Below are 12,613 nucleotides of genomic sequence, written 5' to 3'. Positions count from 1 at the left end.
CCACCGACGATATACATCATGTTTGTATCGCCGTGATAACCATCTTTAATGACAGTCACATCAATATTTAAAATATCGCCGTTTTTTAACGTTTTATTTTCAGAAGGAATGCCATGGCAGACAACATGGTTAACCGAAGTACAAATAGAGTGCTGAAAAGCAGGGCGTCCAGGAGCGCCACCATAGCCGACACAGGCAGGAATAGCATGTTGTACATTTTCAATGTGATTACGGCAAATGGTATCAAGTTCAAGTGTACTTACACCCGCCTTGATATACGGCTTGATCATCTCTAGAACTTCAGCCGCCAGTCGTCCTGCAATGCGCATTTTTTCAATTTCATCTGGAGTTTTGATTAATCGACGTGGAGCTGTATAAGTACTGTTCATGATCTCTAAAAACTTTTGGTAATTTACAAGTGTCTATGGTATAAATAGCCGCCCATTTTATCAAATGCTTTTCGTGAATATCTTTTACGAACAAATTTGATAGGTGGAGTAAAAAATCCGCACATATATCGTCACATTACTCTGGGTGCCTGTAAAAGGGTGGAGAATGCGGATATATGGAGGCCTAACCCAACTTTTAAGGTAAAGAAAATGGCAGATTACAACGTAAGCATGCGTGACCTTCTTCAAGCAGGCGCGCACTTTGGTCACCAAACTCGTTTCTGGAACCCAAAAATGCGTCAATACATTTTTGGCGCGCGTAACAAAATTCACATCATCAACCTTGAGCACACTGTTCCTGCGTTAAATGATGCTTTGAACTTCGCTAACCAATTAGCAAGCAAAAAGAACAAAGTTTTGTTCGTTGGTACAAAACGTGCTGCTTCTAACATCATCCGTGAACAAGCTCAACGCGCTGGTCAACCATATGTAGATCACCGTTGGTTAGGTGGTATGTTGACGAACTGGAAAACACTTCGCCAATCTATCAACCGTTTAAAAGATCTTCAAACTCAATCTCAAGACGGTACTTTTGCTAAGCTTACTAAACGTGAAGCTTTAGAACGTGCTCGTGAGATGGAAAAACTTGAGCGTTCTTTAGGCGGCGTTAAAAACATGGGTGGTTTACCTGACGCATTATTTGTAATCGACGTTGATCACGAAGCGATTGCAATCAAAGAAGCGAAGAACTTAGGTATTCCTGTTATCGGTATCGTTGATACAAACTCTAACCCAGACAACGTTGATTACGTTATTCCGGGTAACGACGATGCGATCCGTGCAGTAACTCTATATGCTTCAGCTATGGCTGACGCAATTCTTGCTGGTAAAGAATACGCTCAATCTCAAGCGAACGCTCAAGCAAAAGGCGATGACGCTGCGAAAGACGCTTCTGAGGCTTAATGCGTTTTGACGCAGGCTTGTCATTTTTGCGACATGTAATGGTGGCAAATTAAGCGTCGAGAGTGCAAACGGCCCAGAGTTTCTTTGGGCCGTTTTTGTTGAAAAGATTTATTTTCTACCGATTTTAGGAGATCAACATGACTGCAATTACTGCAAGCATGGTAAAAGAATTACGTGACCGTACTGGTCTTGCAATGATGGAATGCAAAAAAGCATTAACAGAAGCGAACGGTGACATCGAGCTTGCTATTGATAACCTTCGTAAATCTGGTCAAGCTAAAGCTGCTAAAAAAGCTGGTAACATTGCTGCTGACGGTGCAATCACAATCGTTCAAGAAGGCAACAAAGCAATTCTAGTTGAAGTTAACTGTCAAACTGACTTCGTTGCTAAAGACGAAAACTTCTCTAACTTCTCTAAAGCTGTTGCTACTGCTGCTTTAGCTGCTGGTGAAACTGATGCTGCTAAAATCGCTGAATTAAAATTAGCAGACGGTCAAACAGTTGAAGAAGCTCGTATTGCGCTTGTTCAAAAAATCGGTGAAAACATCCAAGTTCGTCGTGCGAAAATCGTTGAAGGCGAAAACTTGGCTATCTACAAACACGGTTTAAAAATCGGTGTTGTAGTTTCTTATACTGGTGATGCTGACACTGGTAAAGGTATTGCAATGCACGTTGCTGCATTCAACCCAGTAGCTGTAAATGCTGAAGCTGTTCCTGCTGACCTTATCGCTAAAGAAAAAGAAATTGCTGAAGCGAAAGCGTTAGAATCTGGTAAACCAGCTAACATCGTTGAGAAAATGGTAACTGGTTCAGTTGATAAATACTTGAATGAAGTTGCTCTTGATCGTCAAATGTACGTAATTGACAACGACAAGAAAGTTGCTGATGTATTAAAAGCAACTGGTACTACTGTTGCTAACTTCGTACGTTTCGAAGTTGGTGAAGGTATTGAGAAAAAAGCAGAGATGAGCTTCGCTGAAGAAGTTGCTGCTGCTCAAGCTGCTGCGAAGTAATTCGTATCACAATAAAAAAAGCCCCATTGGGGCTTTTTTTATCTCAGTTAAATTAAGGGTAGACAATGACAAATAAAAAAAATCTCAGTATTGGTGGTGTCATAATTTTATTGATTGCTGCATATTTTGGTCTGGATTTATCTGGGCATAAGCAAAATCAATCGCCATCATCAGTCATACCCGAAGCTCAGCATACTGAAACTGCTCTTGCAAATAATGGGGTGGATACAATAAAAGCTGCTTATGAGCAGAGACAAAGTAATGTTCAAGTGCAGGGAAGTGGCCGAGTAAAAGCAATTTTAAGAGATGATAATGATGGGTCGAGACACCAGAAATTTATTCTTGTACTAAAAAATGGCCTTTCAATTTTAGTCGCACATAATATTGATTTAGCACCTAAAATTCCTAATTTGAAAAAAGGTGATGTCGTAGAGTTTTACGGTGAATATGAATATAACCCAAAAGGTGGTGTATTGCACTGGACTCATCGTGATCCACAAAATCGTCATGAAAGCGGTTGGCTCAAACATGATGGGCAAATCTACCAATAAAACCGAATAAACAAATAAAGAGATTGTTTTTATAGAGCAATTTTATTCTATTCAGTTTCTTAAAACATGCTATGGTTTTTTTATTGAATAGATGAGACGTATTTATGCAGCGGGAGCAAGCCGATTATCTGCATGTGCGAGAGCTGGGCGGTTTAGAGTTACTAAAAGCACATTATCACCAAACACAATTTTCGAAGCATACTCATGAAGGATACTGTATTGGTGTAATTGAAGAGGGAGCACAGTCTTTTTTTAGGACGGGCCAGCTGCATGTAGCTCCTAAAGGCGACATTATTTTAGTAAACGCTGACGAAATTCATACGGGTTCATCTGCGGTAGAGTCAGGCTGGCGATATCGAGCAATTTATCCAACACCTGAAATGTTGGCAGAAGTCAGCCAAGATTTTTTTGAAAATTCACGTGGCGCACCATGGTTTCCTCAAGCCGTCATTCGTGACTTAGGTTTGGCTCAGCAACTTTGTTTACTGTTTGATTTATTAGAACAAAAAGATAATTTTTTACTCAAAGAAACGATGTATTTATCGACTTTAGCCTGTCTAATGAAGCGACATGGTAAATCAAATCATACTTTTTGTGAGTTACCAGAGGCGTATTCAAAAATATTAAGAGTTAAAGAATTACTGGTAGAAATGCCTGAAACAAACTTTTCTTTACAAGATTTGGCTGACATGGTGGGTCTAAGTGCATGGCATTTCTTAAGACAATTTAAAAAATATGTGGGCTTGCCACCTCATGCTTGGCTTGTTCAAGCACGTTTACAAAAAGCAAGACAATTATTAAAACAGGGTGACCAAATTGCGATGGTGGCACAGCAATGTGGTTTTTCTGATCAAAGCCATTTTAATCGTCACTTTAAAAAAGCAATGGGAGTGACGCCTACTCAATATGTAGCTAGCCTAAATAACTAGATTATTAAAAATTTATTTATAGCAATTTTATTCAATATAAATCAACTCTCATTACGCATTTTATAGAGAGATCTTTTATCTTGGATTTTATATATGAATATTCAGCTTCATCAGTTGGTGAGGTTTCCAAAAAATAAGCCATCCTATCTTTTTTTACGTGGTGCAATGGATATTTTGCCCTTGTCAATTTCTGTTATTCCGTGGGCAATTTTGGCAGGCTCTATGGCAATTCATGCAGGTTTATCTTTTTATAAAGCCCTTGCGATGTCGGGAATTGTTTTTGCGGGAGCAGCTCAATTAGTTAGTTTAAGCATGGTAATGGAAGGGGCATCTATTTTTACAATTTATGTGACGATTTTCTTTTTAACGGCTCAGCATTTTATTTATGCATTAACTTTAAGAAATGACATTTCTGCTTTGTCTCTTTCGAAACGGTTAAGTTTAGGTTTTTTATTAACGGATGAATTATTTGCGGTGTGTGCATCCGGTGAAAAAAGACAGCCAGAATATCTGTTAGGTGCAGGTCTGTTTTTTTATTTATTCTGGGTGGTTTTTAGCTTGGTTGGAATACTTTTGGCAACAGTGATTCCAGATCTACTAAATTATCATTTAGATTTTTCAATTGTGGCTATTTTTATTGCCATGATCGTGCCGCTATGTAAGGGAATGCCTGTAATTGCTGGTGTGCTAATGACTTGTTTAAGCGGATTTTTCTTTAAATTATATCAAGTTGAAGGAGCGATTTTACTTTCAGGATTAATCGGTATGTTGGTTGCAGTGTTAACTGAAAAAATAGGTAAGGAGCAATAATATGTCTTGGTTTATGATTTTAGGTTTGGCAGCAATCGTCTTTTTTAATCGTTATTATTTTTTGGAACCCACTGTTAAAATTAAATTGCCGCTTATTATGAATAAGATGCTTAATTATTCTGCACCTTGTTTATTAACAGCAATTTGTATTCCAGTTGTTTTTTTTGATGGCGATAATTTAAAAGGAATTGTTGATAATCCTTATATTTATGCAGCAATCTTTTGTATTGTGATTGCCCTTTATCTGAAGAAAGTGCTTTTAAGTGTTATCGCTAGTTTGGTTTTTTTCTATTTTATAAATTTTCTAATAAATTACTAAAATGTAAAAGCTGAATCGAGATGATCCAGCTTTAATTGAACAATTAGGATATAGCGTGTTTTTGTCTACTTTTCCATTTGGGTAAGATTTTTCCTAGATAGGCATCCATGCACCAGACGGGGCCAATGAGTAAAAATTGTAAATCTTTAAAGAACGATGGCTTTTTGCCCTCAATTTTATGACCATAGAACTGTCCGATCCAAGCAATCACAAAAATAGCAATATAAAATCCTACTCCTACAGGTAGGGTGTAAATAAGCCATGCCATAACAACAAGTAAAGCTGCCATTGCAACAGCAAGTACAAGATCTAAACGAGCATAAAATACTAAAGTGAGTACAAGTAGTAGAGCAGTGAGCAAGGTGCTGAAATGGGCAATGATTCCAATAATAGAAAATAAAATGGCAGGAACGCAGAGCCAGTGAATTTGTTTATTGGTTGGGTTTTGATGGCTTTCGCTATATTCGTCAAACCATTCTGTAACGGATTTCATTAATGGCACACTCCTTGTTTTAACTTTGATTTATTTTTTCTGGATATATTTTAGCCTGTTCTGGAGGAATTCGACAAGAAACCAACACTATTCAACTATAGCGATTTGGCAGTAAAAACTGAGGAGGGGGTAGATGAAAAAAATAATATGGCGCTGATTGAAAAAATAGTCCATTTGAACTCAAAAAAGGGTGCAATATTTCATAATATTTTTTCTGTGTTGCTCAATGATGAAAACATCAAAAAAAGTGTAATTTTGAGATGGGTGGGAAAATTGTGTGAAAAAGCTCTACTCATCTACTCTAAAAACGCCATAAATAGCCCTTATTTTAGAAAAATGGTACTAGGGTAGCGCAAATTTATTAAAGTCGCTCTAAGCGCAATTTAGAAGCGAAATAGACTTTGATAAAATAAATACAATTTTTTGTTCGAAAAATAATCAAAACTGGGGTTGGAGAAGGGTTAAAAAAGCTAATTTTTTTACCTTAAGCTAGAAATTATTTTCATAGTTTAAAACATAAAAAAGCCGCAGAAAAAATTGCGGCTTTTTACATGAGCTCTAGAGTCTATAACTTATGAAGTTGGACCATCAACGCGCTCAATATTTACTTTTGCAGTTCCAGCATTGGTAATACCAAGACGTTTAGCTGCACCGTAAGATAGGTCAAGTACACGATTGCCATGGAAAGGACCACGGTCGTTTACTTTTACAACCACACTTTTACCATTGTCTTTATTCGTTACTCGAATGTAACAGTTCAACGGTAGGCTACGGTGAGCAGCAGTGAGGGCATTCATATCGAATGTGTCACCACTTGCTGTTTTGCGTCCATGGAATTGACGACCATACCATGAAGCCATGCCAGTTTGGCTAAACTTACGAACAGTGTTTGAAGCTACTGTGTTAAGTTTTTCAATCACTGAAGGCTCATCTTCAGGGATTTCAATTTTTGCTGCGATAGCTTGACGACGGATTTGATCGCCAGAACGTTCAGTGATTGAAAGACTGTTAATGTTAGAAAAACGAGAATTAAAATTTTGAGTATCTTTACTCAATACACGAGCTGCTAAATTAGAACCATCTACATCACTATTTAATGATGAAGATTGCACCATTTCAGCGTGCAATGGGGCTATGCTTAAACTAGCCGTCAGTGCAAGAACGTATTTCAGCGATAACTGCATTTGTATAAACTCCTGAGAACATGTACTTTTTTCTTTCAGCGATTGACTGAAATTTAAAGTGAACATGTCTTATTATTCACTTTTGCAATTGCTACATTGGGGTGGATAATATTCATCGCTTACGGAGAGTGTCTAGTCTTTAACGAGAAATAGTTACAAAAAGGGCAAAAACTTACAGTTCTGGGTTAAAAAATGATCAGAAGTGTAACAAGATATTAAATTTGTGCGTATTGTGATCTATTTAACAAAAATATTTATTGACTTTTACATAACTCATAAAAAAGCTAGCCTATCGGCTAGCCACTTCAGTGCCTAATAACCATACAGCAGTAGCATACATACGGCTCTTATTATAGGTCGTAATCACTTGAAAATTCGGGTAAGTCAAATAGTAAATTGGACCATTATAGTCTTGTAATTGAATAACATTCACCATATCCAGATCATCAATTTTAACTAAAGGATTTAAAGGTGAAACCCCCAGTGTCTTTAATGCACCATATGGAAAAGGTTGAGTTAAATCTTTAGCAATAACACTGTCTGGATTTGAACCTGTGTAACGTGCCATAAACCCGATAGGTTGATCGCGTTGCCATCCTTGTTTTGCTAAGTAATTTGCGATTGAACCGATTGCATCTTCTGCAGAATTTCTTAAATCGATGTGTCCATTACCATCATAATCGACGCCATATTTACTAATATTACTCGGCATAAATTGTGGATAGCCAATTGCACCTGCATAGGAACCTACAATACTACTTGTTGGGTAACCTTCTTTATAAGTCCATGCAATAAGAGCAGCAAGTTCATCACCAAAATATTCAGCACGGCGAGGGTAGCCAAAAGCAAGTGTGGCTAATGCATCACGTGTAATAAATGAACCTTTATTTGCGCCATAACCTGTCTCAACACCCAAGATGCCCAAAATGACAGCTTGAGATACACCATATTGTTGTTCAGCACGGTTTAAAGCATCTGCATATTGGTTTTTAAAACGCACACCACGTTGAATTGTTCCTTCAACCAAAAACATAGAACGATAGTCATACCAAGGTTTGCTTTCACCTGGACGAGTCATAATATTTAGAATGTTTGGTAAATTTTTTGCACCATTCATAGCTGCATCAACTTGATCGCCACTTAACCCATAAGCGCTCATCGTTTTTTGTTTAAAATTTATATAATCAGGATGTGTTGCAAAATCGTTGGCCTGAGCGAAGTGACTTGTACTGATTAAACCAGTACATAAAGCAAGCATTTTTAAAGTTTTATTTAAGTGTTGAGACAACATATCGTTTTAAAATTCCAGATTATCGATGTGTATGAATGGACATGACTAAACCAAAGGTGGCCATTAAAGTAATAATAGCTGTTCCGCCATAACTCATAAAAGGTAAGGGAACACCTACTACAGGTAAAATACCACTGACCATTCCCGCATTTACAAATACATAAACAAAAAAAGACAAACCAAAGGCGCCAGCAACTAAACGTCCATAGTTATGGAAGCTTTGTAAACCGATTTGGAATGTTCTAAAAATAATAGCAAAATAAAGAATCACTAAAATAAGTACACCGATGAGCCCAAACTCTTCGGAGTACGCAGCAATAATAAAGTCGGTATGACCTTCAGGTAAAAAGTGCAAATGTGATTGGGTGCCTTCAAGAAATCCTTTACCTGAAAAACCACCAGAACCAATTGCAGTTTTAGATTGAATAATATTCCAACCTGTACCGAGTGCATCTGCCTCAGGATCAAGTAAAGTTAAAACCCTTTGACGTTGATAGTCGTGTAAAAGAAATTCCCAAGCAATCGGAATGACCACCGCTGCACAGGCTCCCGCAGCACCAATCATACGCCACGAAAGTCCACTTAAAAATAAAACAAATATACCGCTTGCTAATACTAAAAGTGATGTTCCTAAGTCGGGTTGTTCTGCAATCAGTAAAAAAGGAATACCAATTAACATTAATGATAAAACAACTTGTGAAAAACTAGGGGGAAGGGGTTTACGTGCTAAAAACCAGGCAATCATCATAGGCATGCCGATTTTCATGAATTCACTGGGTTGGACACTTCCGAAACCGGGAATATCAATCCAGCGCTGAGCACCCATTCGGACTTCACCAAATATCATGACTGCTAAAAGTGAAAATAAGCCAAATAAATAAAAATATGGTGAAAAAGCTTGATAGACCTTTGGCGGAATTTGGGCTAGACCAAACATCACTAAAAAGCCAATACCAAAACTCATGGCTTGTTTACTCACTAACCCCACATCTTGTGCAGAAGCACTATATAGTACGGTTAAACCTAATAGCGCATTTAAGAGCAGAAATAGGCATAGCCAAGGGTCAACATGGAGTTGTTGCCACTTTGATGGTTGCATAGCAGTGCTAAGACCATCTCGAGGAGCTTGGCGTAAAAATTTATATTGCGGACTAGGAGACATGCGGCGTTAACTAAGGTCAATCAGTGCTTGGCGCATGCTAACATAAACTTGGTTAATGGCAATGTATATCAATATTTTGCAATAAAAAAACCTAGCTTTCGCTAGGTTTCCGATAGTCTATTTTTTATTAGTTAAAGAATAAACCATCATGATATTCAGCCATCGCTTTTAGTTCAGTACGATTTAAGCTTGGAATCAATTTGTCGATTGCAATGTGAACAGCTTTTGTTACAGCTGCCGCACCAATATCGGCTGCTTTACGCTTAATCATGCCAAGGTCTAATGTTTTATTAAAATCAGACATGAAGTGTTTAATCATGGCATCGCCGAATTGTTTATATAACTCAGCTAAAGCAGCTTTATTAATGTCATTGCCTGCTTCAAGCTCAGCAAAGTTATGCTTAAGGTTAGTCACTAAACCTGCATCTAAATTTACGCCTACTTTATATTGGCCTTGTGGGTCTTTAAATAAGCTTTTTTCAGAAAACTCTACTGACTGTTTAACCACATCATTTGGTGCTTTGCTTAACAATTGCTTTAAAAGAACAGCAACAGTTGATTTGACATAGCCTGCTAGTTTTTCGGCAGTATCGCGCTTTTCACTTGCAGGAAAATGCTGAACTAACTGAATTAAGACATTATCAATAATCTCTTCATTAAGTTGTAAAGCAATCTTATCGCGAAGTGGATATAAAGGTTCGCTAGAATTTTTATTCGCAATTCCAGTTTGTATATCGTTCAATAAGCCTTCAGAAGGGGTAAAACCAAAAAACGGCATGGTGTATCCTCAAATTATTCGTTTTATTGTCGTGCCAATCGAATCGGTTTTGGCATCCATGAAAGATCCGATACTCGGCAAGGGTTAATATCAAGTCCGCCGCGACGAGTATAAGTTGCATAAACCATCAGTTTTTCAGGCTCTAGATTCTGCCAAATATCGGCAAAGATCTGTTCAACACACTGTTCGTGAAAGCCGTTATGCTGACGGTACGAGATAATATAAGCTAAAACACTACGATAACAAGGTTTTTTGCCTTTAAAACGAATAAAAACTGTACCCCAATCTGGCTGTCCCGTGACTGGACAGTTACTTCTCAAAAGATGAGAATACAGCTCAATTTCAACTTCTTCACCAGACTCATCTCGTTTTAAAAGAGTCGCATCAGGATGTTGCTCTAAACGTTCTGGAGTAAGGTCATCAATACAAATGCCTTGAGGTTTAGAAATCTCTAAATCATCAACCTGAAATAAGGTTAATTCAACTTTTGCATCCGCAGCAGCTGAGAGATCTTTTTCAACCGTTTCAATGAATGACTCTTTCGAATCAAATTGAGTGAAATTAAGACTATTGAAGTAAAGTTTTAATGACTTTGACTCAATCAAATTCGGTGAAGAAGCGGGCAGTGTAATTCTGCCAATCGCAACTTGTGGAATACCATGAGCGTTTAACCATGAGATTTCAAAAACATGCCACCAATCTTTACCTTGGGTAATGCCTTCAATGTGTGAATAGCTTTCACGAGACTGAGCACGGGCAATTGGAAACAAAACATCAGGTTGATAATTAGTTGGATATTGGGTTTCTTTACCCAATAAAGACTGTTCGACACTCATTCACGCATTCCTGAACCACGAGCAAGTAAATAGTAAGCAATTCCGTAAAGTACAACACAGCATGATGTCACAATGATTAAAGAGAATGAAACATTCACATCACTATGACCTAAGATGCCGAAACGGAAAGCATTAACCATGTAAACAATAGGGTTAATTAAAGAAAGTTTTTGCCAAAAGGGACCAAGTGCACTAATGGCATAAAACACACCACCTAAATAAGTTAAGGGTGTAAGAACAAAGGTGGGAATAATAGAAATATCATCAAATGATTTTGCATAGACTGCATTAATAAAACCACCTAATGAGAAAAGAACCGACGTAATTAAGACTGTATATATAGTTACGAACCAGTTGTGTATGAAAAGGTCAGTAAAGAACATGCTCATTGCAGTCACAATAGCGCCCACTAATACACCACGGCAAATACCGCCAATTACATAGCCCCATAAAATGATATGGAGTGGAACGGGACTCATGATGAGTTCTTCAATACTTTTTTGGAATTTTACACTAAAGAAACTTGAAGAAACGTTGGCATAACTATTGGTAATGACCGCCATCATAATTAAACCGGGCACAATAAATTGCATATAGCTCACGCCACCCATTTGTCCAATGCGTGACCCCACCAAATTACCGAAAATGACAAAGTACAAACTCATTGTAATTGCTGGTGGTAATAAGGTTTGTGGCCAAATACGTAGAAAACGGCGTACTTCTTTACGAACTATGGTCCAGAGAGCAATTTGCAGTTGGCTAAAATTCATTTTGCCTCTCCTTCAAGATTTTTCTCGACCATTTTGACAAATAACTCTTCTAAACGGTTCGATTTATTACGCATACTACGAACACGAATACCTTGAGATTCTAATAGCTGGAATAGGTCATTTAATGTATGCGCTCTATCCATCGTTACTTCTAATGTATTGCTATCGATTAAGTTAAACTTTACACCAATAATATTTAACTGAAGCGGCCCAATCGGTTCGGCTAAATCGAAGATAAATGATTCTTCATTAAGCTGATTAAGGAAGTTCTTCATGCTGGTATCTTCTTTAATTACACCGCGGTCAATAATCGCAATTTGACGACACAACATTTCTGCTTCTTCTAAATAGTGGGTCGTTAAAATAATAGAAGTACCGCTTTCGTTCATTTCAGTCAGAAAATCCCACATAGAACGGCGTAATTCAATATCTACACCAGCAGTAGGTTCATCTAGAATAAGAAGCTTAGGCTCATGCATCATGGCACGGGCAATCATTAGACGGCGCTTCATACCGCCAGACAGCATACGTGCTTGTATATTACGTTTTTCCCACAGGCCAAGCTTTTCTAAATAATGTTCGGCACGTTTTTCTGCAATCTTTTTGTGGATGCCATAATAGCCAGCTTGAGTGACTAAAATATCGAATGTTTTTTCAAACTGTCCAAAGTTAAATTCTTGAGGAACAACGCCAAGCTGCTGTTTTGCCAGAGATGGATGGGTATCGAGATTGTGCCCAAAAATCTCAACTGTTCCTGAGGTTTTTTTCGTGAGGGAGCTGATAATACCAATGGTTGTTGATTTGCCGGCACCATTTGGGCCTAACAACGCATAAAATTCACCTTCAGGCACAGTGAGGTTAATACCTTTTAACGCCTGAAAACCATTACGATATGTTTTGGACAAATCTCTTAAAACCAAAGCATCAGTCATGAAATTCTCACATTATGAAAGAGGGGTATATTTTGAGCGATAATGATTAATAAACCAAGTAAAATAGTCGGAATTTTATAAAATTGAGATAAATTTATGAAGTTATTATATAAAAGCTGGTGCGCCCGGCGGGGATCGAACCCACGACCCCAGGTTTCGGAAACCTGTACTCTATCCAACTGAGCTACGAGCG

At 37.8% G+C, this 12,613-nt stretch carries 16 protein-coding genes; 6 read left to right on the top strand and 10 right to left on the bottom strand.

Annotated features, from left to right (window positions below; translation table 11 throughout):
* On the bottom strand, window positions 1-389 hold a 389-nt coding region (locus tag UC75_RS20525; RefSeq protein WP_228137142.1), incomplete at its 3' end, for a M24 family metallopeptidase.
* Window positions 390-599: 210 nt separating this feature from the next.
* On the opposite strand from UC75_RS20525, the gene rpsB reads away from it, so the two are divergent.
* The 6 genes from rpsB (at window position 600) to UC75_RS06915 (ending at window position 4,974) form a co-directional block, all read left to right on the top strand.
* Window positions 600-1,352, top strand: coding sequence for a 30S ribosomal protein S2 (gene rpsB / locus UC75_RS06940; protein WP_002118204.1), 753 nt, complete (start codon window positions 600-602; stop codon window positions 1,350-1,352).
* A gap of 137 nt (window positions 1,353-1,489) precedes the next feature.
* Window positions 1,490-2,365, top strand: a complete 876-nt coding sequence (tsf, locus tag UC75_RS06935; RefSeq protein ID WP_004791001.1) for a translation elongation factor Ts — start codon at window positions 1,490-1,492, stop codon at window positions 2,363-2,365.
* A gap of 65 nt (window positions 2,366-2,430) precedes the next feature.
* The gene (locus UC75_RS06930; RefSeq protein ID WP_049837123.1) at window positions 2,431-2,916 is read left to right on the top strand and encodes a DUF3465 domain-containing protein; all 486 of its coding nucleotides are present in this window, start codon (window positions 2,431-2,433) and stop codon (window positions 2,914-2,916) included.
* 104 nt (window positions 2,917-3,020) lie between these two features.
* Complete coding sequence (locus UC75_RS06925) at window positions 3,021-3,845, top strand: AraC family transcriptional regulator (RefSeq protein WP_049837122.1); 825 nt, start codon at window positions 3,021-3,023, stop codon at window positions 3,843-3,845.
* A 93-nt stretch (window positions 3,846-3,938) separates the two neighbouring features.
* Entirely contained in the window at window positions 3,939-4,655 is a 717-nt protein-coding gene (locus UC75_RS06920; protein ID WP_049837121.1) for an AzlC family ABC transporter permease, read from the top strand.
* A 1-nt stretch (window position 4,656) separates the two neighbouring features.
* Window positions 4,657-4,974, top strand: a complete 318-nt coding sequence (locus UC75_RS06915) for an AzlD domain-containing protein (protein WP_049837120.1) — start codon at window positions 4,657-4,659, stop codon at window positions 4,972-4,974.
* A gap of 43 nt (window positions 4,975-5,017) precedes the next feature.
* Here UC75_RS06915 and UC75_RS06910 read toward each other — a convergent pair whose 3' ends face one another.
* From UC75_RS06910 to UC75_RS19270, 9 genes are all read right to left on the bottom strand, one after another.
* Window positions 5,018-5,467, bottom strand: coding sequence for a DUF962 domain-containing protein (locus tag UC75_RS06910; RefSeq protein ID WP_013197214.1), 450 nt, complete (start codon window positions 5,465-5,467; stop codon window positions 5,018-5,020).
* A 572-nt stretch (window positions 5,468-6,039) separates the two neighbouring features.
* Window positions 6,040-6,651 (bottom strand): septal ring lytic transglycosylase RlpA family protein, encoded by a 612-nt coding sequence (locus UC75_RS06900; protein WP_004791014.1) that lies wholly within the window; start codon window positions 6,649-6,651, stop codon window positions 6,040-6,042.
* A gap of 289 nt (window positions 6,652-6,940) precedes the next feature.
* On the bottom strand, window positions 6,941-7,942 hold the full coding sequence (gene mltB, locus UC75_RS06895; RefSeq protein WP_049837118.1) for a lytic murein transglycosylase B: 1,002 nt from the start codon (window positions 7,940-7,942) through the stop codon (window positions 6,941-6,943).
* Between the two features lie 19 nt (window positions 7,943-7,961).
* Window positions 7,962-9,104, bottom strand: coding sequence for a rod shape-determining protein RodA (gene rodA / locus UC75_RS06890; RefSeq protein ID WP_005307110.1), 1,143 nt, complete (start codon window positions 9,102-9,104; stop codon window positions 7,962-7,964).
* A gap of 127 nt (window positions 9,105-9,231) precedes the next feature.
* Window positions 9,232-9,882 carry a hypothetical protein gene (locus UC75_RS06885; protein WP_004791021.1) on the bottom strand — a complete coding sequence of 217 codons (651 nt, stop codon included), beginning with the start codon at window positions 9,880-9,882 and terminating at the stop codon, window positions 9,232-9,234.
* Between the two features lie 23 nt (window positions 9,883-9,905).
* The gene (queF, locus tag UC75_RS06880) at window positions 9,906-10,718 is read right to left on the bottom strand and encodes an NADPH-dependent 7-cyano-7-deazaguanine reductase QueF (protein WP_049837117.1); all 813 of its coding nucleotides are present in this window, start codon (window positions 10,716-10,718) and stop codon (window positions 9,906-9,908) included.
* Window positions 10,715-11,488 carry an ABC transporter permease gene (locus tag UC75_RS06875; protein ID WP_004791025.1) on the bottom strand — a complete coding sequence of 258 codons (774 nt, stop codon included), beginning with the start codon at window positions 11,486-11,488 and terminating at the stop codon, window positions 10,715-10,717. Before UC75_RS06875 ends, queF begins: the two co-directional genes overlap by 4 nt.
* Entirely contained in the window at window positions 11,485-12,420 is a 936-nt protein-coding gene (locus UC75_RS06870; protein WP_005307103.1) for an ABC transporter ATP-binding protein, read from the bottom strand. Before UC75_RS06870 ends, UC75_RS06875 begins: the two co-directional genes overlap by 4 nt.
* Window positions 12,417-12,613 (bottom strand): hypothetical protein (locus tag UC75_RS19270; protein WP_212771766.1); only part of this gene is annotated, 197 nt, incomplete at its 5' end. The genes UC75_RS19270 and UC75_RS06870, both read right to left, overlap by 4 nt.

The sequence above is a fragment of the Acinetobacter sp. V2 genome (assembly GCF_001188385.1).
Classification (GTDB): domain Bacteria; phylum Pseudomonadota; class Gammaproteobacteria; order Pseudomonadales; family Moraxellaceae; genus Acinetobacter; species Acinetobacter oleivorans.
The sequence above is the reverse complement of the archived record's forward strand: the minus strand, read 5'-3'. Positions and strand labels throughout refer to the sequence as shown.

Bases quoted from the DNA above. Each gene is read 5' to 3' on its own strand.
- rpsB (WP_002118204.1), top strand. From the start codon at position 600: ATGGCAGATTACAACGTAAGCATGCGTGACCTTCTTCAAGCAGGCGCG.
- tsf (WP_004791001.1), top strand. From the start codon at position 1,490: ATGACTGCAATTACTGCAAGCATGGTAAAAGAATTACGTGACCGTACT.
- UC75_RS06930 (WP_049837123.1), top strand. From the start codon at position 2,431: ATGACAAATAAAAAAAATCTCAGTATTGGTGGTGTCATAATTTTATTG.
- UC75_RS06925 (WP_049837122.1), top strand. From the start codon at position 3,021: ATGCAGCGGGAGCAAGCCGATTATCTGCATGTGCGAGAGCTGGGCGGT.
- UC75_RS06920 (WP_049837121.1), top strand. From the start codon at position 3,939: ATGAATATTCAGCTTCATCAGTTGGTGAGGTTTCCAAAAAATAAGCCA.
- UC75_RS06915 (WP_049837120.1), top strand. From the start codon at position 4,657: ATGTCTTGGTTTATGATTTTAGGTTTGGCAGCAATCGTCTTTTTTAAT.
- UC75_RS06910 (WP_013197214.1), bottom strand. From the start codon at position 5,467: ATGAAATCCGTTACAGAATGGTTTGACGAATATAGCGAAAGCCATCAA.
- UC75_RS06900 (WP_004791014.1), bottom strand. From the start codon at position 6,651: ATGCAGTTATCGCTGAAATACGTTCTTGCACTGACGGCTAGTTTAAGC.
- mltB (WP_049837118.1), bottom strand. From the start codon at position 7,942: ATGTTGTCTCAACACTTAAATAAAACTTTAAAAATGCTTGCTTTATGT.
- rodA (WP_005307110.1), bottom strand. From the start codon at position 9,104: ATGTCTCCTAGTCCGCAATATAAATTTTTACGCCAAGCTCCTCGAGAT.
- UC75_RS06885 (WP_004791021.1), bottom strand. From the start codon at position 9,882: ATGCCGTTTTTTGGTTTTACCCCTTCTGAAGGCTTATTGAACGATATA.
- queF (WP_049837117.1), bottom strand. From the start codon at position 10,718: ATGAGTGTCGAACAGTCTTTATTGGGTAAAGAAACCCAATATCCAACT.
- UC75_RS06875 (WP_004791025.1), bottom strand. From the start codon at position 11,488: ATGAATTTTAGCCAACTGCAAATTGCTCTCTGGACCATAGTTCGTAAA.
- UC75_RS06870 (WP_005307103.1), bottom strand. From the start codon at position 12,420: ATGACTGATGCTTTGGTTTTAAGAGATTTGTCCAAAACATATCGTAAT.